Annotated in this window: 21 protein-coding genes and 1 pseudogene; 10 read left to right on the top strand and 12 right to left on the bottom strand. The window is 71.8% G+C overall.

Annotation, left to right across the window (positions count from 1 at the left end):
• The first annotated feature begins 468 nt into the window (after positions 1-468).
• A complete protein-coding gene (locus ACZ7LB_RS26785; protein ID WP_471471781.1) occupies positions 469-1,995 on the top strand; it encodes an MFS transporter in 1,527 nt (508 codons plus the stop codon).
• Positions 1,996-2,345: 350 nt separating this feature from the next.
• Here the strand turns inward: ACZ7LB_RS26785 and ACZ7LB_RS26780 are convergent, their stop codons facing one another.
• The 8 genes from ACZ7LB_RS26780 to ACZ7LB_RS26745 all read right to left on the bottom strand — a co-directional run bounded on the left by ACZ7LB_RS26780 (position 2,346) and on the right by ACZ7LB_RS26745 (position 10,025).
• Positions 2,346-2,810, bottom strand: a complete 465-nt coding sequence (locus ACZ7LB_RS26780; protein ID WP_471471780.1) for a hypothetical protein — start codon at positions 2,808-2,810, stop codon at positions 2,346-2,348.
• Between the two features lie 350 nt (positions 2,811-3,160).
• Entirely contained in the window at positions 3,161-4,774 is a 1,614-nt protein-coding gene (gene mhpA, locus ACZ7LB_RS26775; protein WP_471471779.1) for a bifunctional 3-(3-hydroxy-phenyl)propionate/3-hydroxycinnamic acid hydroxylase MhpA, read from the bottom strand.
• Positions 4,771-5,490, bottom strand: a complete 720-nt coding sequence (locus ACZ7LB_RS26770) for an HpcH/HpaI aldolase family protein (RefSeq protein ID WP_471471778.1) — start codon at positions 5,488-5,490, stop codon at positions 4,771-4,773. Before ACZ7LB_RS26770 ends, mhpA begins: the two co-directional genes overlap by 4 nt.
• Positions 5,491-5,537: 47 nt before the next feature.
• A complete protein-coding gene (locus ACZ7LB_RS26765) occupies positions 5,538-6,002 on the bottom strand; it encodes a nuclear transport factor 2 family protein (protein WP_471471777.1) in 465 nt (154 codons plus the stop codon).
• A 2-nt stretch (positions 6,003-6,004) separates the two neighbouring features.
• A complete protein-coding gene (locus ACZ7LB_RS26760) occupies positions 6,005-6,799 on the bottom strand; it encodes a 2-keto-4-pentenoate hydratase (protein ID WP_471471776.1) in 795 nt (264 codons plus the stop codon).
• 13 nt (positions 6,800-6,812) lie between these two features.
• Entirely contained in the window at positions 6,813-7,697 is an 885-nt protein-coding gene (locus tag ACZ7LB_RS26755) for an alpha/beta fold hydrolase (protein WP_471471775.1), read from the bottom strand.
• Positions 7,694-8,629: a 3-carboxyethylcatechol 2,3-dioxygenase gene (locus tag ACZ7LB_RS26750; RefSeq protein WP_471471774.1), complete on the bottom strand. Its 936-nt coding sequence runs from the start codon at positions 8,627-8,629 to the stop codon at positions 7,694-7,696. Before ACZ7LB_RS26750 ends, ACZ7LB_RS26755 begins: the two co-directional genes overlap by 4 nt.
• A 37-nt stretch (positions 8,630-8,666) precedes the next feature.
• Entirely contained in the window at positions 8,667-10,025 is a 1,359-nt protein-coding gene (locus ACZ7LB_RS26745; RefSeq protein WP_471471773.1) for an MFS transporter, read from the bottom strand.
• 220 nt (positions 10,026-10,245) lie between these two features.
• On the opposite strand from ACZ7LB_RS26745, the gene ACZ7LB_RS26740 reads away from it, so the two are divergent.
• Entirely contained in the window at positions 10,246-10,923 is a 678-nt protein-coding gene (locus tag ACZ7LB_RS26740) for a TetR/AcrR family transcriptional regulator (protein WP_471471772.1), read from the top strand.
• Between the two features lie 337 nt (positions 10,924-11,260).
• Here ACZ7LB_RS26740 and ACZ7LB_RS26735 read toward each other — a convergent pair whose 3' ends face one another.
• A complete protein-coding gene (locus ACZ7LB_RS26735; protein WP_471471771.1) occupies positions 11,261-11,989 on the bottom strand; it encodes a YqeB family protein in 729 nt (242 codons plus the stop codon).
• A 502-nt stretch (positions 11,990-12,491) separates the two neighbouring features.
• Here ACZ7LB_RS26735 and ACZ7LB_RS26730 point away from each other — a divergent pair.
• From ACZ7LB_RS26730 to ACZ7LB_RS26720, 3 genes are all read left to right on the top strand, one after another.
• Complete coding sequence (locus tag ACZ7LB_RS26730; protein ID WP_471471770.1) at positions 12,492-13,061, top strand: GNAT family N-acetyltransferase; 570 nt, start codon at positions 12,492-12,494, stop codon at positions 13,059-13,061.
• The gene (locus tag ACZ7LB_RS26725; RefSeq protein WP_471471769.1) at positions 13,058-13,960 is read left to right on the top strand and encodes a PaaX family transcriptional regulator C-terminal domain-containing protein; all 903 of its coding nucleotides are present in this window, start codon (positions 13,058-13,060) and stop codon (positions 13,958-13,960) included. The genes ACZ7LB_RS26730 and ACZ7LB_RS26725 overlap by 4 nt, the downstream gene beginning before the upstream one ends.
• A gap of 233 nt (positions 13,961-14,193) precedes the next feature.
• Complete coding sequence (locus ACZ7LB_RS26720; RefSeq protein WP_471471768.1) at positions 14,194-14,394, top strand: type II toxin-antitoxin system VapB family antitoxin; 201 nt, start codon at positions 14,194-14,196, stop codon at positions 14,392-14,394.
• A 297-nt stretch (positions 14,395-14,691) separates the two neighbouring features.
• Here ACZ7LB_RS26720 and ACZ7LB_RS26715 read toward each other — a convergent pair whose 3' ends face one another.
• Positions 14,692-15,489: a thymidylate synthase gene (locus ACZ7LB_RS26715; RefSeq protein WP_471471767.1), complete on the bottom strand. Its 798-nt coding sequence runs from the start codon at positions 15,487-15,489 to the stop codon at positions 14,692-14,694.
• A 504-nt stretch (positions 15,490-15,993) separates the two neighbouring features.
• On the opposite strand from ACZ7LB_RS26715, the gene ACZ7LB_RS26710 reads away from it, so the two are divergent.
• Positions 15,994-16,533 (top strand): GNAT family N-acetyltransferase, encoded by a 540-nt coding sequence (locus ACZ7LB_RS26710; RefSeq protein ID WP_471471766.1) that lies wholly within the window; start codon positions 15,994-15,996, stop codon positions 16,531-16,533.
• Positions 16,534-16,791: 258 nt separating this feature from the next.
• On the opposite strand, the gene ACZ7LB_RS26705 is transcribed toward ACZ7LB_RS26710, so the two are convergent.
• Positions 16,792-18,030, bottom strand: coding sequence for an eCIS core domain-containing protein (locus tag ACZ7LB_RS26705; RefSeq protein ID WP_471471765.1), 1,239 nt, complete (start codon positions 18,028-18,030; stop codon positions 16,792-16,794).
• Positions 18,031-19,321: 1,291 nt separating this feature from the next.
• On the opposite strand from ACZ7LB_RS26705, the pseudogene ACZ7LB_RS26700 reads away from it, so the two are divergent.
• The 4 genes and pseudogenes from ACZ7LB_RS26700 to ACZ7LB_RS26685 form a co-directional block, all read left to right on the top strand.
• Positions 19,322-19,852: pseudogene (locus ACZ7LB_RS26700) on the top strand (carbohydrate binding domain-containing protein); the annotation flags it as partial.
• Positions 19,853-20,065: 213 nt separating this feature from the next.
• Complete coding sequence (locus tag ACZ7LB_RS26695; RefSeq protein WP_471471819.1) at positions 20,066-20,986, top strand: chitinase; 921 nt, start codon at positions 20,066-20,068, stop codon at positions 20,984-20,986.
• A gap of 392 nt (positions 20,987-21,378) precedes the next feature.
• Positions 21,379-21,585 (top strand): hypothetical protein, encoded by a 207-nt coding sequence (locus ACZ7LB_RS26690; RefSeq protein ID WP_471471764.1) that lies wholly within the window; start codon positions 21,379-21,381, stop codon positions 21,583-21,585.
• A gap of 211 nt (positions 21,586-21,796) precedes the next feature.
• A complete protein-coding gene (locus tag ACZ7LB_RS26685) occupies positions 21,797-22,321 on the top strand; it encodes a hypothetical protein (protein ID WP_471471763.1) in 525 nt (174 codons plus the stop codon).
• A gap of 240 nt (positions 22,322-22,561) precedes the next feature.
• Here the strand turns inward: ACZ7LB_RS26685 and ACZ7LB_RS26680 are convergent, their stop codons facing one another.
• Complete coding sequence (locus ACZ7LB_RS26680; RefSeq protein ID WP_471471762.1) at positions 22,562-23,083, bottom strand: FBP domain-containing protein; 522 nt, start codon at positions 23,081-23,083, stop codon at positions 22,562-22,564.
• Positions 23,084-23,146 lie beyond the last annotated feature (63 nt).

Raw genomic sequence — 23,146 nt, 5'->3', positions numbered from 1 at the left:
TGGCGGGCCAGACCCTCGCACCGACGGGTCCCGCCGGTGCGCCGCCGCGCGGGTCACCGCGGTCGCGCACAGCGGGGGTCCCCTGAAGCCCGGATGCCGCTCGCCCGGAGAGCTACGGCGTTCAGCGGGAGCCCCAGCCCCCTCACCGGCCGCGCCCTCCGCCCCGGCGGCCCGCCCTCCGCGCCGTGCGGATCCGGCCGGGGAACCCCTGCCGGATCCCAGTGGCCCGGCCGCCGCGCCGGCCCCGAAGGCCGCTGCCGTCCGCAGCGCACCGGCCCGCCCCGCTCGGTACCACGGCCCCGATGGCACCACCCTCGGTACCACCACCCCGCCCGCTCCCCGGCGGCCCGGTCAGCAGCGGGAGGACGTGCTCGTCACCGGCCGGGTGCACGTCAGCCCCGGTCCGGGAGCCGTGGACCGGACGCGTGCGTTCCGCGGGTTTGATAGCCTGCCAATCCGCTTGGTCACATGGCCAAGGATGGCTTGGCGCCCTGGGACGCCGGTCCGAGGCTCGAAACCTCCGGCTTCATGCAGATGATGAAACTGGAGGGTTTCGTTATGTCCTTCGCCGCGCCCGAGCCACGTCGTTGGTGGTCCTTGGCGGTCATCTCGATGACTCAGCTCGTCATCGTCCTCGATGCCACGATCGTCAATGTCGCGCTTCCGGAGGTGCAGCGCGAGCTCGGGTTGACGGACTCGCAGCGGCAGTGGGTGATCACCGCCTACGTACTGGCTTTCGGCTCCCTGCTGCTCCTGGGCGGCCGGATCGCCGACTCCTGGGGCCGGCGGCGGAGCTACCTGGCCGGCATCGTCGGCTTCGGCGCGGCGTCGGCATGGGGCGGGCTGGCGGGCAGCGGCACCGAGCTGATCATCGCGCGGGGCATCCAGGGTGCCTTCGCCGCCCTGCTGGCGCCCGCCGCCCTCTCGATGCTCACCGTGATCTTCCCGTCCGGCAAGGAGCGGGGAACGGCGTTCGCGATCTTCGGAATCGTGGCCGGTTCCGGAGCGACCGTCGGGCTGGCGCTCGGCGGCATCCTCACCGAGTTTGCGGGCTGGCGCTGGTGCCTGCTGGTCAACCTGCCCTTCACCGTGCTGGGTGTCGTCGGCGCGGTGATGTTCCTGAAGGAGTCGAGGACGGGTTCGGGGGCCGGGCACGATCTGTGGGGCGGCATCAGCGTCACACTCGGATTCGGCAGCCTGGTCTACGGCCTGACACTGGCCGAGGACGGCTGGACCTCGAGCGCCACGGTTGTCTTCCTTGCCCTGGGACTCGGACTGCTCGCACTGTTCGTCGTCATCGAGTCCAGGACCGCCGGCCCCATCCTTCCCCTTCGGATCCTGCGCGACCGAACCAGGGCCGGAGCGTTCTTCGTCCAGGCGGTAGTGGGAACCGTGTACATCGGTTCCACGCTCTTCCAGGCGTACCACCTGCAGATCGTCCTTGAGCTCTCTCCCCTTCTGGCGGGCTTCGCGACGCTGCCCATGGCGGTGTCGACGATGGCCATGGCTTCCGTCTCCACGCGACTGTTCCAACGTTTCGGCGGCAGGTACGTCATGACCGCGGGACTCGTGGTGGCCGCGGCAGGCATGCTCTACCTGTCCCGGCTCACCGTCGACGGCTCCTATTGGGCGGAGGTGTTCCCGGGTCTGCTGCTCATCGGCATCGGCCTCTCCGGGGTTGTCGTCCCGGTCCAGAACGTCGCCCTCACCGGCGTCGGCCGGAACGACGCCGGGGCGGCGTCGGCCGTCGTCAACTCCCTGATGCAGATCGGCGGCTCCATCGGCCTGGCGATCTTCACCGCTCTCTTCATCGGCGCGAGCGGAGGACGGACCACCTACGAGGCGACGGGGGTGGAGGGCTACGCGGCCGTGTACATCGGTGCCGCCGTCGCCCTGCTGGCCGGCGCCGTCGTCGCCTCGGCCCTCATCCGTACACCCGCCACGTCCACGCCGACCGCCCCGGAACAGGAGACGCACCACGTACCCGTGGGGTGACCCGGACACCGAGCGGCCGGGCGGGCGTACGGCTGCGACGGTGAGCGTGACGGCTTCCGCGGACGCACCCCGCGGGACGCCCTGACGCCCCGAACCCGCGGCCACGGCCTTCGCGCTGATTCCCCCGGCTCCGTGACGGAGCGGGGGACCAGCCGAAGGCCGCTCGCGCGTTCGGTGGACTGCGAAGGGGCTCAGCGGGTTCGATCCGGGTTCGAACCGCGTTCGGCCCCGGACCGTGAACGGTGCCTACCGGCCCCGGTCGTGCCGCGGGCGGTCCGCGCCGCCGGCCACCGCATCCTCGACAGGGCCGAATCGGCCCGCCGGACCTCGGCGGAGGCGGGCGAGGCGGTTCAGTGGTTCGTGCCCGAGGCCCAGACGGCCCTGCTGCCGTCGTAGACGACCACGTTGCCGTCGTTCTGGACGACCAGGCGGGAGCCCGGGTGACCGGCTGTGTCGGAGGCCCATACCGCTTTGCCGGAGGCCGTGTAGACGACGAAGTTGCCATCGCCCTGGAGGATGGCCGACCAGCCCCGGTCGACGGTGTTCGAGGCCCAGCGGGCCCGGTTGAACTCGTCGTAGATGACGAGGTTGCCGTCGGTCTGCATGGTCAGCCGCGCTGTGTCGGAGCTGAGCGACTCGCCCCGGCCGAGGGTGAACGGCGCATAGCGTGTCTGGTCGGCCAGTACGGACCGCACCGCCGCCGTCCCGGTGGCGGTCGCCGGGGAGTCGTGCGAGGGGGCCGCACTCGCCTGGCTGCCGAGTGTCAGGGTGGTGATGGCGGCTGCCGCGAGAAGTGCGGCGACTCTCTTCCTCATGAGCGAACTCCTTGAGTCAGGTAGTTCAGCCGACGGTGCCCGGCCGGGCACCCCCACCGAACTCTGACACCGCGGCCGCACGGAAGAAGTCGCTCCGCCGGGCCGTGACGTGTTTGCGTCCCCGCATTGACCTGAACACCGGGGCCACCGGCGGACTTCCCCCACACCGCGGGTGCCACCCCGGCTCGCCACACCACCCCGGACCGGCCCACCACGCGGCATCCGGGCGGTGCCGCCGGCGAGGCCCTCCCCCGCGCCGCCCCTGCCGGCCGTGGCCCCATGCCGCCGCGGGGCCACGATCCGGCGAGGGGCGGTACGGCGGGCCGACGGCCGTCCCCGCCCCGGGCCGGTCAGCCGACGCAGGCGGCGTCCAGTACCCGGGCCACGACGCCGTCGAGTTCCTGGGCCAGGCACTCGGCGGCGATCACATGGTCGGGGCGGACGACGACCGCGCCGACCGGACGGGCGTCGAACCACGCCTGCAGCCCCGACTCGCCGCCGAGGTCGCCCACGACGGTGACGCCGGGGGCGGCCCGCTTGCGCGCCCACGGCAACTGCACCCTCGGCACCACCTGCACGAGGCGCGCGCCGAGCCGGTCGAGCGCCGCCCGCCGCCCGGCCGACAGGAGCACCGCCGGGTCGTTGTTCCAGGTGAGGACACGCCAGCCCTGCCCGGTCGCGTCGTCCAGCAGCATCTCGGCGCCATGCGCGTCGGTGGCCCTCGGCTGGGGGAGGAGCGACCCGGCCAGACGGGGCACATCACGGTCGGGCAGCGTCTTGAGCGTCGGCAGCGGTGTGTGCACGACCACGCCCCGCTCGAACCTCGGCTGCGGCTTGAACGCCTGCCGCTTCTGCGCCTCCCGCTCCTCGGGGGTGCGGCCGGCGGCGATCCGGTCGCGTTCGGCGGCCTTGCGCGGATCGTGGTCGGTCATCTCCCTCGCCATGTCGAGGGAGACGGCCACCATCTGCGTGACGTGGCCCAGCCGTTCGGTCTCGTACGTGTCCAGCAGCCCGTCGGCCGAGAGGCCCCGGACGACGGCGGCGAGCTTCCAGCCGAGGTTGAAGGCGTCGCGGATGCCCGAGTTCCATCCCTGGCCGCCGACGACCGGCATGACGTGGGCGGCGTCACCGGCGAGGAGGATCCGTCCGTGCCGGAACCGCCCGGCGACGCGGGCGTGGTGCCGGTAGACCCGGCGGCGGATGATGTCCAGCGCGGACGGGTCCGGCACATGCGGTGCCAGCAGGCCGAGGACGTACGCGTCGTCGTCGATGTCCGCCGCGGTCTCGTCCTCCAGGAGCGTGAACTCCCAGCGCCGGATGCCGTGGGGCAGCGCGATGGAGGCGTAGCTGCGGGCCGGGTCCCCTCCGAAGACGGCGTGGGGCGTACCGATCGGGTCGTTGGCGACGTCGATCACGATGCCGTCGGTCGGCCGGGTCTCGCCCTCGAAGGAGATGCCCAGGCGCTTGCGGGTGGGGGAGGCTCCGCCCTCGGCGGCGACCGCGTACCGCGCGCGTACCGTCCCGCCGTCCGCGAGGGTGGCGACCACCCCGTCCGCCTCCTCGGCCAGGTCCACGACCTCGGCACCGAAGCGCACGGTGGCGTCGGGGAAGCGGTCCAGGCCGTCGAGCAGCACCCGGTCGACCAGCGGCTGCACGAAGCCGTTGCGGCGCGGCCAGCCGAATTCCCGTGTCGTCGGGTTCACTTCGGAGAGGATCGCCCGGTCCCCGTTGACCATGTAGATCTTCTGGTCGGGGATGGTGTGCGGAAGCACCTCGTCGACCAGGCCGACGGTCTGCATCACGCGCAGCGCCTCGTCGTCGATGCCCACGGCCCTCGGGTAGTCGACGAGCCGGTGCTCCCGCTCGGCGACGAGGACGCCGACGCCCTGCTGCCCGAGCAGGTTGGCCAGGGTCAGGCCGACGGGGCCGGCGCCGATGACCAGTACGTCGCAGGTCTCGGTCATGAGTCGCTCCCAGCGGTACGGGACGGGTCCAGCCCGGCCAGGGTGTCGCCGAACGCGCGGTTCAGCAGGACGAGATCGATGCCCAGCCCCACGTAGTCGACGAGGCCGTCCGCGAAGAGGCCGGCCGCGTACTCCGGCCGCCCGGAGTAGACGCCCAGGGTGATGCCGTGCGCGGTGGTCACCTCGCGCAGGTGCGCGATCGCCTCGCGCACCGGTCCGTCCTCCCAGTCGCCCCGCCCGGGCAGGCCGTGGGAGACGGCCAGATCGGCCGGCCCGATGTAGACCGAGTCCACGCCCGGCACGGAGACGATCTCCTCGGCACGGTCGACACCGGTCCTCGTCTCGATCTGGACGATGGCGGAGACCGCCCGGTTGCCCGCCTCGGTGTACACGTCACCCGGGTACAGGTCCGGTCTGGACGGGCCCAGGCTGCGGTTGCCGACCGGCGGGTACTTGGCCGCGGCGACCAGTTCCTCGGCCTGGGCACGGGACTCGACGGTGGGTGCGATGACACCGCGGGCCCCGCTGTCGAGCAGCCGCAGGACGGAGGCGGGATCCAGCGAGCCCACGCGCGCGTACGCGCAGGCGTTCCGCCGCGGGAGGGAGCGCAGGATCCCGCAGGCGGCCTCCAGCCCCAGTTCACCGTGCTGGAGGTCGAGGATCACCCCGTCGTAGCCGGCGGCCACCGCCCACTCCGGCATCGAGAAGGAGGGCACCGTCTGGTGGTACAGAACCGGCCTACCCGCGCCGGTAGCCGCCCGCTTCACCGCGCCGCCCCTTCCCGCCCGGCCAGCCGCGCGGCGTGCGCCGCCGCTGCCCCGCCGCCGAAGACCGGAGTGATCTCACGGCGGGAGAACAGCCACCGGCCGTCGACCCTCCGGTAGCGCTCGCGGAACTCACCGACCGAGGCGGGCTGCGTCCGCGGCTCGTTGGTGTCGCGGAAGGTGAGGTACTGCACCGTTCCCTCGACCTCCTCGCCGTCCCACACCAGACGGATTCCGCCGATGAAGTGGCGGCCGACGATGTCGGTGCGCCGCGCGCGCCGGGCGCCCCAGTCCTTCATGGCCTCGCGGTCCATGTCGCCCATCGGGCCGACCGAGACGCCGTCCTCGGTGTACAGCTCCCAGGCGGTGTCCGCCAGGTCGTGGTCGAGGCGGTAGAGCATCTCCGTGACGAGCTGCTCGATCTCGGCGCGGGTGACCGCGTCCACGGGACAGTAGCCGTTCATGTTCAGCCCTTCGAGTCCGCGGTCGCGACCACGCGACCGAGTCCGGTGATGGTGGCGACGCACTCCACGTCGGCGGGCCACGGCTCGATGGAGCCGATGGACCCGGACAGCAGTACCTCTCCGGCGCGCAGCGGCTCGCCGGTACGGATCGCGGTCGCGGCCAGCCAGACCACCGCGTTGACCGGGTCCCCGAGCACGTTGCCGCCGACGCCGCGGGTGATCTCGGTGCCGCCGCCGGTGATGACCATCTCGACGCGGGACAGATCGGTCCCGCCGTACGGATGGCGCTGCTCGCCGAGGACGACGCCGCTGCAGCCGGCGTTGTCCGCGATGGTGTCGACGATCTGCCCGACCGGCCCGTCGTAGCGGAAGTCGACGATCTCGAACGCGGGGGTCACATGGTCGATCGCGGCCTCGACGGCCTCGCGCGTGGCCTCGAGGACGTCGCTCCCGAGGACGAACGCGACCTCGGCCTCGATCAGGAGGTTGTTGTAGCGGGACAGGGGGAGGCGCACCCCCGAGGCGTGCACCATGTCGTCGTGGATGATGCCGTAGTCGGGCTCGTCGATGCCCACGCGCCGCTGGACGAGCGGGTTGGTCAGCCCGACCTTGCGGCCGGCCCGCCGCACGCCCAGCTCACGCTCCCGGAGGGCGGCGAACTCGGCGGAGATCGCGTAGGCCGCGTCGAGGTCGCGCTCGGGGAGCCGGGGGCTCACTCGGGGCACGGTGCGCACGTCGCGCTTCGCCTCGAACAGCTCGCGCGCGATCCGGGTGACGGTCTCCTGGGGGATGCCCACGGTGGTCCTTTCGTCAGGCGTGTTTCTTGAGGAAGGCGACGGCAGCGGCGTTGAACTCCGCGGCGCCCTCCCACTGCGGCCAGTGCGCGGCGCCGCGGATCAGTAGGAACTCGCCGTCGGGGAGCAGTCCGCACAGGCGCTCGCCCTCGGCCTCGTCGCCGGTGGGCTCGTGGTCGGTCCACACCATCAGGGCCGGGACCGGGACCGCCGCGAAGTCGTCGTCCGTCACCCGGTTGCGCCGGCGGCGCTCCGGCTCCCGCAGGGCGGACACGTACGCCATGCTGAACCCTTCGCGGGCGTAGATCGCCCGGCGGACGCGGACGAGTTCGTCGGTGATGTTCTCCGGATCGTGGATCACGACCTGCAGGCGCTTCCTGACGTTGGCGAAGGTCGGCTCCTCGGCCGCGCGGGCACTCACCGACTGTGCCCTGTCCAACTGGGGTTCCCCGACCACCCGGCCGCCCGGCGCCGAGAGGATCACGGTGCGCAGCCGGCCGGGGTGCCTGGGCGCGAACTTCAGCGCGAGCCAGCCGCCGAGGGACTCGCCCGCGAGGTGCACGCGCTCCAGTGCCAGCGCGTCGAGCAGCGCGAGCAGGTGCTCCTCGTAGTCACGGATCTCCAGCGGCCGGTCGGCCGGCGAGGTGTACCCGTGGCCCGGGTAGTCGTAGCCGATCACCCGGAAGCCCGCCGTCACCAGCGCGCGGACGTTCTGCGTCCACGCCTCGATGTGGCCGCTGGTGCCGCTGGCCAGGACGACCGTCTGCGCGTCGGGGGAGGCCCCGGGGAAGTCGAGGACCCGGGTGCGGTAGCCGCCGGCGTCCACGTACCGCAAGGTGTGCTCCAGGTCCGCGATCCCCTCCCAGAAGGTCGTGAGGCGCGTCCCCGCCGCCCGGCTCACGCGGTCACCGCCGCCTGGATCGCGAAGCCCGCGCCCCACTTCTCGACCGCCCAGTAGCGGTCGACGGCGACGCGGTACGGGCCCGCGGCGGACAGGGCCGCGTAGGCGGCGATCCAGCTGCGCATCTCGTGCGCGGCCGAGCCGCCCTCGGCGGTGAACCAGTCGTTCTCCCAGCCGTCGACGGGGGTGAGGTCGCCGGAGCGGAGGACGTCGAGGACGAGGGTGTCCCATTCCTCGTTCAGCGGGTCGCCCGGTGCCGTGCCGTCGGCGATCGCCTGGATGCCCCCGACGATCATCCGCTCACGCTCGTGCCGTTCCCCGGGGGAGGGCGCGTAGGAGACCAGGCGCTCGCGCACGGTGTCGAGGGCGCCGTCCCAGCGGGGGATCGGCGGGCTGTGGGAGATGCCGCCCGAGGCGAGGAACAGCACCTTCCGGTCCATCGCCAGGGCGGCCCGGCCGAAGGCCTCGCCCATCAGGCGCACCCGCCGCATCGGGGAGAGGGGCAGGCCGATCGCGTTCACGAACACCGGCACGATCGGCTGGGTGAAGTCCTTCCCGAAGACGAAGTCGAGCGGCTGGACCAGGCCGTGGTCGGCCGTCATCCGCTCGCTGCGGCCGATGTCGACGCCCTCGCCCAGCACCGCCGCGTGGAGGGCGCGCGCGGCGCCGCCGTCGACGGGGAGCGGCCCCGCGGTGGTGCCGTAGTCACCGACACCCTCGGCGACCGCGCCGATCACCCACGGGGTGATCAGGGAGTAGAGCTGGCCGTTGAAGTGGTCGGGCCCGAACACCACGACCAGATCGGGGTCGTACGCGGTGACGAACCCCCTGATCTCGTCGAGGGCGGCGGTGATCTCGGCGAAGGTCTCCCCACCGGGGTCGACACTGCCGAAGGAGGGAGCGTGGGAGAGCGCGGTGACGGCCAGCGTCATGGTGCGGTTCCCCTTTCTCTGGAGTGGCGGACAGCTGCTACGCGGAGGTGTCGGCGAGCGGGGACGGGGTGGCGTCCGGCGCCTCGGAGCGGCGCAGGCGCAGGTGCAGGGCCAGGACGCACAGACCGGCGACGAGCATGGGCAGCGCGAAGACGGTGAAGGCCGTGCCCATCCCCAGGCCGGCGTCGAAGGCGGCGCCGCCGGCGATCGGCGCCGCGATGCCGCCGAACCGTCCGACGCCGATGACGACTCCGAATCCGGTCGAGCGGGCCAGCGTCGGATAGAGCGTCGGGACGATCGCGTAGAACGCGGCGGTACCGGCGCAGACGAAGAAGGACGCCGTGAACAGGGTCCACCAGGCGGTCGGCATCCCGGGGCCGGCGATGCCGAACAACGACAGCGCGGCGGTGGCCAGGACGAGGAAGACCGGGGTGAGGAGGCGGACGTTGAACCTGCCGCCGAGGAAGCCGAAGACGACGTTGCCGAGGATGCCGCCGACGCTGAAGGCGGTGACGAGCCGCGGGGCGAGCGCCGGGTCGTCGTTGGCGGTCGCGACGGTGCTCGGCGCCCAGTTGGTCATGAAGTAGAAGCTGAGCATGTAGGCGACGTACCCGAGGATCATCAGCAGTGTGGAGACGCCGGTCCGGCCGGTGAAGACGGTGCGCAGCGAGCCCTTCGCCGTGACGCCCCTGGATTCCGGCTCCGGGAGCGCGTCGAGCGCGGGGCGGCGCATCTTCCCGAGGAGGACGTTGAGCCGTCGCAGCGAGTCCGTGCGGCGGCCCTCGGAGAGCCAGACGAGCGACTCGGGCAGGAACGCGAAGGTGGCCACCGCTGCGGCGGCGCTCAGGGCGAACCCGATCCACCAGGCGAACTGCCAGCCGTGCGTGCCGAGCATCGGCCCCACGAGCAGTGAGCCGAGCAGCCCGCCGATGTTGATCGCGGCGGCGTAGACGGCCATCACCAGCGCGTACACGCGCTTGCCGGTGTACTCGGCGAGGATGACACCGACCACGGCCACCAGGGCGCCGACGCCGACGCCGGTGACGACGCGGCTCAGGACGAGCGGGCCGGTGCCGGTCTCGGGGGTCGCGAACGGGCCGATGAACATGCCGGCCGCGATCGTCACCGTGGAGACGACACCCATCCTGCGTCTGCCGATGCGGTCGGCGAGGGGCGCGACGACGATCGAGCCGATCAGCATGCCGATCAGGGCGCCCGACATCACGAGCCCGAGTTCGGCCTTGGAGACCCCGAAGTCCTTCTCGATGTACGGGGCGGCGAACGACGTGAGCGAGACGTCGTAGCCGTCGAGCACGATCAGGGCGATCGCGATGACGACGGCGCGGATCTGCAGACCGCTCATCTTCTCGTGAGCGATGTGGTCGGTGATCCTCATGAAGGTCTCCCTGTCTCGGGATAGGGCGGGCACGCGCCATCGCAGTGGCCGGCCGGGAGGAGCGGACCGCGCGCCGGGCCGCGGTCCGTCGAAAGCATCCTGGATGAGTGGTTCTAGAGCCTTGGTTCTAGAATGGGCATTACCATGACGAGCGGCCGGCGCCGGTGTCAAGAGCCGGTGCGGATTTGGTAGAACTGCAGTCCGAAGAGGAAGGGGACCGATGGCCACGAGGCGGAAGACACACCAGGCGTCCGAGGTGTCGAGGCGGGCGATTCTCGAGGCGGTGCTGTCCCGCGCGGTCGAGGCCGGGTACGAGGGGACGACGATGGCCGACGTCGCCCGCGCGTCGGGCCTGCCGATCGGATCCGTCTACTGGCACTTCCAGAACAAGGAGCAGCTCTTCGTCGCCCTGCTCGACCACTGCTTCGAGGTCTGGCGGGAGAGTTACGCGTCCGTCCGCGACATGCGCGAGTTGTTGCGACGCACCATCGGTGACTCCGCGGCGGCTTCCGGAAGCCTCGCCGACCCGGCCGCCGCGTTCTGGAGCATCGGCCTCGTCTTCGCCTTCGAGCGGAGGCTGGAGGACAACCTCGCCCGGCAGAGGTACCTCGCCATCCGCGAGGAGATGTTCCGGTTCATCGAGTCCCGGGTCCGGGCCTCCTACCCGGAGCTGGCGGAGGACGTCGCGGCGGAGCTGGCGCACGACGTGACCATCATGGGGCGTGCCCTCACCGACGGCTTCCGGGTGGCCGCGGCCGCCGGTGACGACACCGACTTCGCCCGGTACGCCGAACTGGCGGCCGACGCGTTCGAAGCCATGGTCGCGGCCCGACTGCGGAAGAACGGACGTGAGGACGATCCCGGCGGCCCGGACCCGCGGCAGCGCCCCGCCCGCTGAGCAGCCGCCCGGGCTGTCCACGCCTCGGAGCCCGTACCGGACCCGTCGGCCGCCCCGCCCCGTTCGTCTCCTCCCGTACGTCCGCCCCCCGCTCCGCCGCACACATGACCGCGTCCGCTGCCGGCGGGGCGGCCTCCGCTCCCGGAGGTCGCGGGGGCCGTGCCGCCGGGGCCCGTGGTGCCGGTGGTGAGCGGCCGCTGGACAGGGCGGCCGCAACCGGGCCGGGCGGCCCGGGTCCGCTCAGGCGCCTCGCGCCGTCGCGCGTGGTGCCCGGCCCGACGGGGCGGGAACGCGGCGTGAAGGGGCGCCGCGCCGTGCCCTCGTCGGGGCTTCGAGCTCACGGTCCGCGGCGGTCGCCCTTCCGGCCGTCCGTCTGCTGGACGAGCCGCCACCACTGCCTCTTGTCCGAGTCGCGCACGACCACGCCGAGCTTCGCCAGTTCCTCTCGCAGTTCGGCGATGTTCTTCTCGTCCCGTTTCCTCAGGGCCTCGGTCCGTGCCTTCAGGAGCGCGTTGCCGCCGACCGGCAGACCCGGCATGTCCTCGACCCATCGCCGGTAGGCGTCCCGGTAGGGATCCCCGTGCGGCAGCCACGGGTACCCGTGTGCTCGAAAGCCCTCCGCGAGCCTCACGACCGACGGCAGGTCCGCGCCCTCGTTCTTGCGCTCAACGGCCAGTTCCTCGCCCCGTTCGCCGAGCACCACCAGCTGCCTGCCGTCGGCGAACACCCCGTGGACGGCGGCTCGGGGAACCCGGTGGCCGGAGTCGCCGCGATCCGTTGTGACCTGGTCGTCCTCGATGGTGACGGTCACGTAGCCGTGCTCGGCCATGAGCACGAGGACGCCACCGGCCAGGGCGCCGATCAGCAGACTCACCAGTGTCACCGCCGGTTCGGGCGCGCTGTTGACGAGCTCGACCGGCCCCTCCCACGGAATCCAGGGCCAGGACGCGGCCGAGTTCGCCAGAAGTTTCAGCAGCCATCCCGCCGCCGCCCCCAGGACCGGAAATCCGGCCGCCACCAGAACGCGATGGGACGTCTTCTGCCGAATCACGGTCTTCGCTTCCATGCCGGGCATGGTGATGTGTCCTTCCTCTTCGGTCGGTGGACGGAAGTGACGTGCGAAGGCGTTCGCGGCCGGGTGGCCGGCCACCCGGGTCCGGCCACGCGGGCGCCACGCTGGTGTCGACGGCGCGGGCGGGGCCCACAACGGCGACTCCAGCGGGCCGTGGGCGTGGCGTCACGGGTGCCGGGTCGGTGTCCGCGAGGGCGCCACGCCGTCCGGCCGCCCTCCCTCGCCGGGCACAGGCGCCCGGGGCCCGCCGTATGTGGTGCCATGCTCGCTGCACTTCGTAAAACTATCGTATCGATAACGGTCGTTCCTGGAACGAGCGTACTATGGTCGTCGCCGAGGAGGGCGCTGACGCCGACGCCGCAGGGGCGAGGGCGGCATTCCGGCCTCGGGAGAAAGAGGGAAGGCGGACATGGGCCCATCGCGGAAATCGACGGACCAGTACGGCAGAGGCGCTCCCCGCCTGTGCCGGAGAATCCCCGAAGGGACCGAGCGGCAGGTGGCCGCCCTGTACTGGGAGGCGTTCGGGCGCAAGCTGGACACCGCACTCGGCCCGCCCGGGCGGGGACGGGCGTTCCTCGCCGCCCATCTGCACCGGGACCGCGGCATCGTCGTGCTCGACGACACCGGCGGTGTCATCGGCGTCGCCGGCTACGACCTCAAGGGCCGCGCACTCCTGGGCGGTTCGGCGCGGGACGTGCTGGCCCGCTACGGCCCCCTGCGAGGAGTGCCCAGACTCATCCTTCTCGCCCTGTTCATCCGGAAGCCGACCCGGGGCGAACTCGTGATGGACGGGATCTGCGTGGCCTCGGCGCATCGCGGCGCGGGCATCGGCGGCCTGCTGCTGCGCGAGGTCGCCGCCGTGGCCGCGGAGAGCGCCTGCTCGCGGATCCGGCTCGACGTCATCGACGTCAATCCGCGCGCCCGGGCCCTCTACGAACGCCACGGCTTCCGGGCCGTACGCACCCGACGGACGCCCTTCCTCAAGAAGCTGATGGGGTTCGGCGCGGTCACCACCATGCTCCGGCCCGTCACCCCCGATGACCTGAGTGGAGGAAGTCCCCGATGAACCGCCAACCGCAGGACCACGCGACCCGCCCGGAGATCCCCACGAGGCTGCTCGTGCACGCCCTGGTCCGCGAGGACGGGACCGTCGACGCCGGTGAGCTCTACGCGGTCGCCGGGCTCCTCGGGATGAGCGACCAGCAGGTCCGTCTGTGCGTCAAACGCCTGGTCGCCGAGGGCCGGTTCACGCAGGACGGCCGAGGACGCAGGGCGGTGCTCCGGACCGTCGGCGCCGCCACGACCGACGCCATCGCCCCCGACGCCGACCACGTCCGCCACGCCTACCGGCAGGACCATGGACTCGCCCCCTGGGACGGCACCTGGCACCTGTTCGCCTTCGCCGTACCCGAAGAGCGCCGTGCCGCTCGCAACACCTTGCGGGAGACCCTGCTGCACCTGGGCGCCGCCCCGGTCCACGGCGGTCTGTACGTCGCGGCCAACCCCATCGCCGAGGTGATCGAAAACCAGGCCCGTCATCTCGGCCTGCTCGACGCTGTCACCTTCCTCACCAGCACCGACCTGCGCATCGGGGAGATCGACGAACCTCGCCCACTGGCCGCCGCCGTCTGGCCACTGGAAGAGATCGCCCACCGGTACGAGCGCCTGACCGGCTTCGCCGAGTCCTGCGAGGGCCGGCTCTCCCACGGAGCGGACCTGTCCGGGACCGAACGGCTCACCCTGGCCGTGGAACTCGCCGCGGAGTTCGGCCGGGCCATGACCCCGGACCCGCTGCTCCCCCCGGAACTGCTGCCCCGGCCCTGGCCCGGCAGCCGTGCCCGGGGCCTCGTCCGGAAGTGCTGGGCCGGTCTCCGGGCGCTCCCCGTCGTCGGGGACGCTCCGGCACCGCTGCCTCGTCTCTTCCGCCTGTACGACGAGGCGGTCGCTCGGCCTCCCGGGCGGTGACGCGCAGAGGCGCGAGTCCGTCGCCGCTCGGCGAGACAGGCCGTGCGCCTGGCCGCGACCCGCCGAGCCGCTCGGAGGGCCCACCCGGGACCGCGAGGCAGGCGCCGGCCCCCGTGGCGGACGCGTGGCGATGATCCGGACGGACCGGGGGTCCTCACCGGGATCGGATCCTGAGCGCGAGCCACGCAACGATGAGCGGCTAGAGTGCGGAAGCGGATGCGACAGGGGGCACGGTGGCCAAGGTCAACATCAGTCTCGACGCGGAACTGGTAGTGGAAGTGATGGTCCTGGCGGGGATCGGATCACCGCAGGACGCGATCGAGGCGATCGTGCGGGACTACATCGCCCGTGGCCACCGAACGGAGGCCCGCACCGAGCTCAAGGAGCAGGGCCTGCGCGAGCTCGACGTCAAGCCGCAGGAGCCGCAAGGCTGAGCCCCGCCACGCCGTGTCGCCGCTCAAACCGCAGGCGACGCCTCCAGGCGTCCGCCGGGACGGGCGGCGAGGGGCAGGCGGTCTCGCGATCTCCACCGGGACGTCGCGGGGGAGCCGTGGGGTCGTGCGTGCGCGCCGCCGTGATCCGCTCACGTTCGGGGGGCGCATGGAAAGGCGGGAGGACCCGGTGCGGGGGTTGCCTCGCCGTGCGCCATGCCTCGGGCGGCCGTCAGCAGGGAACCGCCGTGTCCGTGCCGGTCGCGCCGTTGGCGGCCGGCGCCCGGACCGGTCCGGCGTTCACACCGCGACCGGGGCCTTGATGGCCGGGTGGTGCTGGTAGCCGAGCACCTCCACGTCGGAGTAGGCGTAGTCGAAGAGCGAGTCGGCCTGCCGCAGACGCAGCCGGGGGAACTCGAACGGGGCGCGCGAGAGCTGCTCGGCCACCTGATCGACGTGGTTGTCGTAGATGTGGCAGTCGCCGCCGGTCCAGACGAAGTCGCCGGGCTCCAGACCGGTCTGCTGCGCCACCATGTGGGTGAGCAGGGCGTAGCTGGCGATGTTGAAGGGGACACCGAGAAACAGGTCCGCGCTGCGCTGGTACAGCTGGCAGGAGAGCTTGCCGTCGGCCACGTAGAACTGGAAGAAGGCGTGGCACGGCGCGAGTGCCATCCTGGTCAGCTCGGTGACGTTCCAGGCGGAGACGATCATCCGGCGGGAGTCCGGATCGCGGCGCAGGATGTCGAGGATCCCGCTGATCTGGTCGATGTGGCCGCCGTCCGGAGTGGGCCAGGAGCGCCACTGTGCTCCGTAGACCGGGCCGAGCTCGCCGTTCGCGTCGGCCCATTCGTCCCAGATGGTGATGCCGTGCTCTTGCAGCCAGCCGACGTTCGAATCGCCGCGCAGGAACCACAGGAGCTCGTACACGACGGACCGCAGGTGGACCTTCTTGGTGGTCACCAGCGGGAACCCCTGCGAGAGGTCGTAGCGCAGTTGGTGCCCGAAGACACTCCGGGTGCCGGTGCCCGTCCGGTCGGCCTTGACCGCCCCGGAAGTGAGCACCAGCCGCAACAGGTCTTCGTACTGGGTATCCGCCACGGCCGTCGAGTCTACCGGCCGCTTGCCACGGGCACCCGGCGGCATGGCTCGCCCGTGTGCCCGGACCCGGGCGGGCGGCTGCGGCCGAACGGCGGATTCGTGTGCGGCGACGTGCCGGGCGGCGGCGGCGGCGGGACGACGGCCTCGGCCCGGTGGCGGGAGAGGCGTCACCGTGGGCGTCGGTCGTCGACGGGGCAGGCGGGGGACACGTCCGGTGCGGTGCCCGGGTACGCCTCGGCCTGTTGCCGAGGAGTGTGACGCCCGGTGGATGTACGTGGCCCGTACGGCGGTCCTCCCGGCCTACGGGTGCGCCCTTGGGGGTGGGGGAGCGGGCCGCTGGAGGGCCTGCGTGACCGGGTCACCCGCGACCCGACCCGGCCGATCACCATCACCGACCTGAGGGAGTTCGCGGAGCAACGAAAGCCCCGCCCTCATGTGAACGGCCGTAGCGGCCCAGAGGAAAAGGGATTGCCTCGGGGGCGGTGCTCACGTTGGCTGGGCAGCATGGCTGAACTGCGTACCGATCGTCTCGTGCTCCGTCGGTGGCAGGATGCCGACCTTGAACCGTGGGCGGCGATGAACGCCGATCCCGAGGTTCGGGAGCACTTGGGCGACCTGCTCACCCGTGAACGGAGCGATGCCTCCGTGGCACGGTTCCAGGCCGAGTTCGACCAGCGGGGTTATGGATGGTGGGCAGTTCAATCGCAGGCCACGGGCGAGTTCATCGGCTTCGCGGGCTTGGACCAGGTGGATGACGGCATGCCGTTCACGGGGGTCGAGATCGGTTGGAGGCTCGCTCGCTCCGCCTGGGGCCGGGGATACGCCACCGAAGCCGCCCTGGCCGCTCTGGCCTTCGGCTTCGAGACGCTGGGACTCCCCGAGATCCTTGCGGTGACGACTGCCGCGAACCTCCGCTCCCGAGCCGTGATGCGCCGCATCGGCATGACCCGCGACCCGGCTGACGATTTCGATGACCCCACCGCGCCCGAAGGGCCGCTGCGTCCGAACGTGCTGTACCGAATCGCGCGCGGCGTGAGGGACTGACGCCCTCGGCCCGGTCGCTCGGCCGGGCTGCGGCGGTGAGCGAACGTACGGCCCAGCGGATTCCCTTGTCGATGCGGATGCATGGCTCCGCGGCGAAGGCGCCTCCCGGTCCGCCGCTTCCCGGCCAGGTCGGACCATGGCGGAAGATCCGGTACCCATGCGCAATGGCATGGCAAAACGCCGCGCGTGCCGACCGGGGAATCCGCCAGTTCCAACGGCCACCGACTGTGCGGCAAGGCCCTTGCAGGCCCGTACCGGTCAGTCCCTCACCTCGAATCGGTTTGCCGAGGACGCCGGACGAACGTCGCCGGACACCGTGATGTGGCCGGTCGCCTTCATGGCCTCCACCGCCGCCTGCGAGGCATCGAGAACATCCGCCTGTGACTGGCCGGGAACAAGGGGCGCGTAGAGGCCGCGACAGATCAGCTCCAAGTCGAAGTCGTACTGGTTTCCGGCGGCCTGGAGTCCGGCGGTCACCAGACCGATCAGCTCCTCGGTGCAGCCCGTCGGCTTGTTCGACGTGGTCGGCAGCGCACCGCGGGCGGTCGATGTGCAGGGCGACTTGGTGACGTTCAGGACCAGGTGGTTCCTCTGCCCGGGCGCGAACATCCCGAGGTTTTCCCGGATCATGCGCAGCGCCACGTCCTCGGCGTGCTCGTTTCCATGTGTCTGGGACTGGTTGGACTTCGTGACAGCGAGATCGATCAGGTCGCCGTCATTGGTCTTGTACATGATGGAGAGGAAGGTGGACTGGCCCGAACTCTGCCACTGCTGGGGTGCCATGTTGTCCGTGTTGTTGACCCCGAAGCGCGTCGGCATGCGCTGAATGTTCTGGCTCGCCGAGGATTCACGTGGAGCGGCGGGACTCGCCATCGCGCTCTGCCGAGCCGGGCGGGCCATCACTCGTGTCGCGTTGGCCTCGGCCTCGCGTTCGTGGCGGTCGGTGGGGTCGGAGACCCTGAGTCCGTGGCCGTCGTCGGTTCCGGCGACGGGGCCTCGGCGCTGCTGGACGACATGGGTGAGTTCGTGGGCGAGAGTGTGCTCGTCGGCGCCGCCGTCGCCGATGACGACGTGGCTGCCGGAGGTGTAGGCGCGGGCGCCGAGTTCGGCGGCGGAGGCCCTGGCCGCGGCGTCGTCGTGGATGCGCACATCGGAGAAGTCGGCGCCCAGCCGGCTCTCCATGTCGGTGCGTGTCGCGTCGTCCAGGGGACGTCCGCCGGTGCGGAGGATGTCATGGACGGCGGAGCGCTGCACTGCGGGCTGTGCCTCCGCCGCCTGTTCGGTCCGTCCGTGACCGCAGCCGGCGCCGTGCCGGTGCTGTTCCTGGGCCCGGAGGTGGCCTGCCGCTCGGAGCATCTGGACGACGGCCGCGTTGCCCACGGTGCTCTGGAGGGCGAGGAGACCGGCAGCTCCACCACCGCTCCGAGCGGGAGCCTTGGCGGCGGCGTGGGCGGGCTCTCTGCCCTCGGGAGTACGAGCCTGGGCGTTGGCGTGCATCGCATCCTTTCGCTGGCTGCCGCTCGTGGTGCTGGGCCGCGGAGCATGGCGGGCAGGGGCTGTCGGTGCGCTCTTCAGGGTAGTGCACGAGGTTTCGGGCGGGGCCGATGTTTCCCACTCCCGGCCACCGACCATGATGCGTCCTCTGGGCCACGCCCCGGAAGGTCACGGCGTGCGGACAGTTGTACGACGCCGCCTTCGCGGAGCAAGAGCCGTGCGCGGAAGGAGCCCGAAGAACGACGATGCCCGCCTCATACAAGCTCCATGCTCTGTACGTACTTTCCTTCTTCCCTCAGTGGACTTCGGTGACGTCCTGCTCGGAGAACGCCCTGACGGAGTCCACGGGACGACCGGAACGCCGGTGGACTACCCGGGCGGTCGTCCTTTCGCCCGGGCGGACGACGAGCGGAGCGAGCTGGATCAGGTACGGGCGGTTTCGTCGGGATCACCGGGTGGTCCAGGGAAAGACGTCCGCGATGTGACGTCCGGCCAGGTGGATGGCGGCGGTCCCCGGCGGCGGGCAGCGATGCCGCCCCATGGCTTCCAGGGGTTGACGCACCGCTCGGCCGTGTCGCGCTGTTTGTTGGCCTCGCGGGCGACGGCCGGAGGTCCGCCGCCACGGCTGCCGCGTCGTCGCCGGTGACCCTGCTGGTCCGCCGGGCGGGATCACCGCCCGGATGCCGCGCTCGTACAGATGGTCACGGATCGCGCGGGGAGTGGGCGTCGTCCGCAAGGACCACGTCGGGCCTCGTGCGGGGGCGCCCGCGCTGTCGGGGTACGCGCGGACGGGCCATGACGTCCGGAAGGCGACCGCGTCGCCAGGCCGCCTCGTACAGGGGTGACCCGCGGTCGGCCGGCGATGCCGCACGTGTCGACGCCGATGGCCGGTGCGCCGTCGCCCGGCAGGGGACCGAGGGCGCTGCCGGGGATGGTGTGAATGCTGATGACCCGTCAGAACGGGCCGGGCATACGGCACGTGCGACTTCCCCATGAGCGGATGGAGTTGTCCTCCCTCCCCTTCCGTCCGGACGGCACGACGTGCTCCCGGACAGGCCGCATCCTCGCACCGGACCGGGCCCGCGTTCAAGAGATTTGCCGGGCGGTGCCCGGTCTGTCAAGTTCCGGCAAGTGGTACACCAGGCGGTAGTTCGCCTTTGGTCCAGACCTATTGACGGGCCTCGCCACCCCTTCTACGATCCCGTCGATCACCGCACTGCGTCTCTCCCGTTCATCCGGGGCCGTGCGTCCACGCCCCCCTCACGCACGCTCACGCCCACGGCACGTGGCGAGAATGGAGCACAGCATGTTCCGTCGGAGGACTCATGATCTGCCCGAGGCGGATGACGGGCATTCGGCCGCCGTCCGGAATCGGCGCGACTCGACCGTCCTGATCCGTACGCTCGCCGGGGTGAGTGCCGCCGCCGTCATCGGCGCCTGCGTCACCCTGGTCGGTTCCGGCTCGGCCGGCGCCGTCGCCGACACCAACCTGGTGACCAACTCCGGCTTCGAGAACGGCCTCTCCGGCTGGTCCTGCGCCAATGGGTCCGGCGCGGTCGTCAACAGCCCGGCGCACTCCGGCTCGTCCGCGCTGAAGGCCACTCCGTCCGGCCTGGGCAACGCCCAGTGCACCCAGACGGTCAGCGTGAAGCCCAACTCGAAGTACACGCTGAGCGCCTTCGTCCAGGGCAGTTACGTCTACCTCGGCGCCACCGGCACCGGTGCCGCCAGCGAGCCGCAGACCTGGACGCCCAACTCCGCGTCGTACAGCCAGCTGAGCGTCGGCTTCACCACCGGTGCGAACACCACGTCGGTGACGGTCTACCTGCACGGCTGGTACGGGACGCCCGCGTACTTCGCGGACGACGTGTCGCTCACCGGCCCCGGTGGCACGACGCCCCCGCCGACCTCCGAGCCGCCGACCTCGGAGCCGCCCACTTCCGAGCCGCCGACGTCGGAGCCGCCGACCTCCGAGCCGCCGACGTCGGAGCCGCCCAACGACGTCACCTGTGCCACGAAGCCCAAGCCGACCGGCAAGGTGCTTCAGGGCTACTGGGAGAACTGGGACGGCGCCTCGAACGGCGTCCACCCCGGTATGGGCTGGGTTCCGATCACCGACAGCCGGATGGCGCAGCACGGCTACAACGTCATCAACGCCGCCTTCCCGGTGATCCGCTCGGACGGAACCGTCCTGTGGGAGGACGGGATGGACGCGAATGTCAAGGTGTCGACGCCGGCGGAGATGTGTGAGGCCAAGGCCAAGGGCGCCACGATCCTGATGTCCATCGGCGGCGCGGCCGCCGGCATCGACCTGTCGTCGAGCAAGGTCGCCGACCGCTTCGTGGAGACGGTCGTCCCGATCCTCAAGAAGTACAACTTCGACGGGATCGACATCGACATCGAGACCGGTCTGTCCGGCAGCGGGAACATCAACACCCTGTCCGCCTCCCAGTCCAACCTGATCCGCATCATCGACGGCGTGCTCGCCAAGATGCCGGCGGGCTTCGGCCTGACGATGGCGCCCGAGACCGCGTACGTCACCGGCGGCAGCGTCACCTACGGGTCCATCTGGGGTTCGTACCTGCCGATCATCAAGAAGTACGTGGACAACGGCCGCCTGTGGTGGCTGAACATGCAGTACTACAACGGCAGCATGTACGGCTGCTCGGGCGACTCGTACGGGGCCGGCACCGTGGAGGGCTTCGCCGCTCAGACCACCTGCCTCAACAACGGCCTGACCATCCAGGGCACCACGATCAAGGTGCCGTACGACAAGCAGGTGCCCGGCCTGCCGGCGCAGGTCGGCGCGGGCGGCGGCTACATGGCGCCCAGCCAGGTCAGCCAGGCGTGGAACAAGTTCAACGGCTCGCTCAAGGGCCTCATGACGTGGTCCATCAACTGGGACGGCTCGAAGGGCTGGTCCTTCGGCGACAACGTCAAGGCCCTGCAGAACCGCTGATCCCGATGCGTCCGGCCCGCCAAGGGCCGGACGCATCAACCTGACGCATCCTGACCGGAGTTGTCCGTCGCCGCGAGGCGGCCGGGCAACTCCGGAGGCGCGTCCGGGCCACCGCGGCCCCGCCCCGGCCCGATCCGAACGAAGGGCCCAGGGCGACCGTCCACCACCAAGCGCCCGGACTCCTCCATCACGTCACCCCACGGATCGGCCCGACGACGGCCACGACTCCGGCCCCAACCGCGTGAACGCGCGAACGCCGGATCCCGCCCGCGATCTCCCGCAGGGGCGCCCGGACACCAAGGGCCCGGCGTGATCCAAACGAGAGGCCCTACGTCGACGCCGGATCGGAGGAGCCTCCGTCCGAGCGCATCGCGGCCTGTGTCGCGGCACTGGTGGAGCGGTGGTGCGACATCACCGAGGACGAGGGCGACACCTCGCCCTGGTCGACCGGCCCGTTGATCGGCGAGGCCGTCGGACCGCTGGTCCACGTCCCGCTCGGGCCGAGCACGGCCGAGGAGGAGTCGGCCCACGCCGCGGCTCTCGCGGAGTCCATGGGGCTGGTCTGTTCCGACGTCCAGCAGGACCGGCTCAGGCCCTGAGAGGGATCGCCGGCCGAGGACGGCCGGTGGGTGTCCGGTCGCGCCGACGAGACCGGGGCCCCGCGCGGCCCGCGATCCGCAACGGTGCCGCGGCGGTCGGCGGTTGACAGCCCGGGGGAGGGTTCCGCCCCCGGCTCGTCGCTCGGTCCGGGAAGCGGGCGGGCTGTTCCGGACCGGCCCTCACGGGGGGCGGTACAGGCACCATGGGGGAATGGGAGCATCGGAAGCGCCGTCGGACATCGAGTTCTCCACGCGGACGGGTCGCACCACGCAGGGCGAGGTGGCGTGTCGCCATCGGGCGCACGAGATCCACCCGGAGGACCTGCCGATGATCGCGGCCGAGGCGCTCGCGGCCGGACTGGACACTCCCGCGCTGTGCGAACTGGCCGGTCTGCCCCGTGACGCGGACCCCCGCGACCTGCGCGACACCTTCGAGCGGGCGCTCGCCGAGGCGGCGATCGAACTGCCCGCCCCGGGTCTGGCACGGCGGCACGCGCTGCGGCGATTGGCGACCGGGCTGGTCGAGGGGGACGTCGCTCCCGCGGATCTGGTGAGCGACGACTGGTGGGAGGTGGAGGTCGAAACCGCCGAGGAGGAGTCGTTCGTCGCGCTGATCCCGCAGTGCGAGTGCTGTGTCGAGTACACGCTGGGACTCGACCAGCCCTCGTGGGCACGGGAGTTGCGGATCGCGGCGCTCGCCCTGACGTCGTCCCCGCCGATCGGCCCCGGCTGCTGACGCCGACCGGACGGCATGCCTCGTCGGCACGCTCCGGTGCCCCGGGCCCGGGCCCCGGGACGTCGGCGGACGGACGTCCCGGGCGGCCCCGGGTTCTGGCGGGCCCGGGGCGCCCCCCTGCCCCGGTCCCCGCTGCCGGGCGGCTGCGGACCGCTGCCGCAGGGAGGGGCCCAGGAAGCTCCCCCCGGCCCCTGGCGCGGGACCGGGAGGGGAAGCGCACCGCCTCCGGCGGACCTGCCGCTACCTTTCGCGTCGCGGGCCCGGTCGGCCTTCGGAGACCGAACGGATGAAGGTGATCGCGCGCGAACGCAGACCTTCGCGCCGCGCCGCGGTGACGTCACCGGTGGGAGGGCCGAAGCCCTGGCGGATCGACGTGGAGTTCACCTTGACCGCGCAGTCGAGGTCGGTGCACAGGAGGAGGCCCACCGCGTTGAGACGCTCGCGCTTGTCACGGGACGGGCGCTGGGCGGTGAACAGCGAGACCTCGTTGAACCGGCGGCTGGAACGGCACAGATCGCACATCACCGCGCGGGAGCCGAGGGCGGCCTCGTTCGGCGCCTGCCGCAGCAGCACTCCCAGCGCCCGGCCGTCGGCCTCGGCGACGAGATAGGCCCGCCTCGGGGCGCGCAGATCCCGCCATCCGAGGTAGTCGATGCGGTGCCACCGGACGTCGTCGAACCAGGCCGGCAGGCGGAGTCGCTTTTCGGCGGGGTCCGGGTTCACGATCGCGTCGCGAACCTCTTCCCTGGACAAGGGGCGCATGGCTGCTCCTGACAGGTCGTGCACGGGTGTGCCCGTGCGGCGAGAAGGAGGAAGGGAAAGGGA

The organism is Streptomyces sp. NPDC107521 (assembly GCF_055598485.1).
The sequence above is the reverse complement of the archived record's forward strand: the minus strand, read 5'-3'. Positions and strand labels throughout refer to the sequence as shown.

Excerpts from the sequence above, each read along its gene's own strand:
- ACZ7LB_RS26785 (WP_471471781.1), top strand. The coding sequence starts at position 469 with ATGGCCAAGGATGGCTTGGCGCCCTGGGACGCCGGTCCGAGGCTCGAA.
- ACZ7LB_RS26780 (WP_471471780.1), bottom strand. The coding sequence starts at position 2,810 with ATGAGGAAGAGAGTCGCCGCACTTCTCGCGGCAGCCGCCATCACCACC.
- mhpA (WP_471471779.1), bottom strand. The coding sequence starts at position 4,774 with ATGACCGAGACCTGCGACGTACTGGTCATCGGCGCCGGCCCCGTCGGC.
- ACZ7LB_RS26765 (WP_471471777.1), bottom strand. The coding sequence starts at position 6,002 with ATGAACGGCTACTGTCCCGTGGACGCGGTCACCCGCGCCGAGATCGAG.
- ACZ7LB_RS26750 (WP_471471774.1), bottom strand. The coding sequence starts at position 8,629 with ATGACGCTGGCCGTCACCGCGCTCTCCCACGCTCCCTCCTTCGGCAGT.
- ACZ7LB_RS26745 (WP_471471773.1), bottom strand. The coding sequence starts at position 10,025 with ATGAGGATCACCGACCACATCGCTCACGAGAAGATGAGCGGTCTGCAG.
- ACZ7LB_RS26740 (WP_471471772.1), top strand. The coding sequence starts at position 10,246 with ATGGCCACGAGGCGGAAGACACACCAGGCGTCCGAGGTGTCGAGGCGG.
- ACZ7LB_RS26735 (WP_471471771.1), bottom strand. The coding sequence starts at position 11,989 with ATGGAAGCGAAGACCGTGATTCGGCAGAAGACGTCCCATCGCGTTCTG.
- ACZ7LB_RS26725 (WP_471471769.1), top strand. The coding sequence starts at position 13,058 with ATGAACCGCCAACCGCAGGACCACGCGACCCGCCCGGAGATCCCCACG.
- ACZ7LB_RS26710 (WP_471471766.1), top strand. The coding sequence starts at position 15,994 with ATGGCTGAACTGCGTACCGATCGTCTCGTGCTCCGTCGGTGGCAGGAT.
- ACZ7LB_RS26705 (WP_471471765.1), bottom strand. The coding sequence starts at position 18,030 with ATGCACGCCAACGCCCAGGCTCGTACTCCCGAGGGCAGAGAGCCCGCC.
- ACZ7LB_RS26685 (WP_471471763.1), top strand. The coding sequence starts at position 21,797 with ATGGGAGCATCGGAAGCGCCGTCGGACATCGAGTTCTCCACGCGGACG.
- ACZ7LB_RS26680 (WP_471471762.1), bottom strand. The coding sequence starts at position 23,083 with ATGCGCCCCTTGTCCAGGGAAGAGGTTCGCGACGCGATCGTGAACCCG.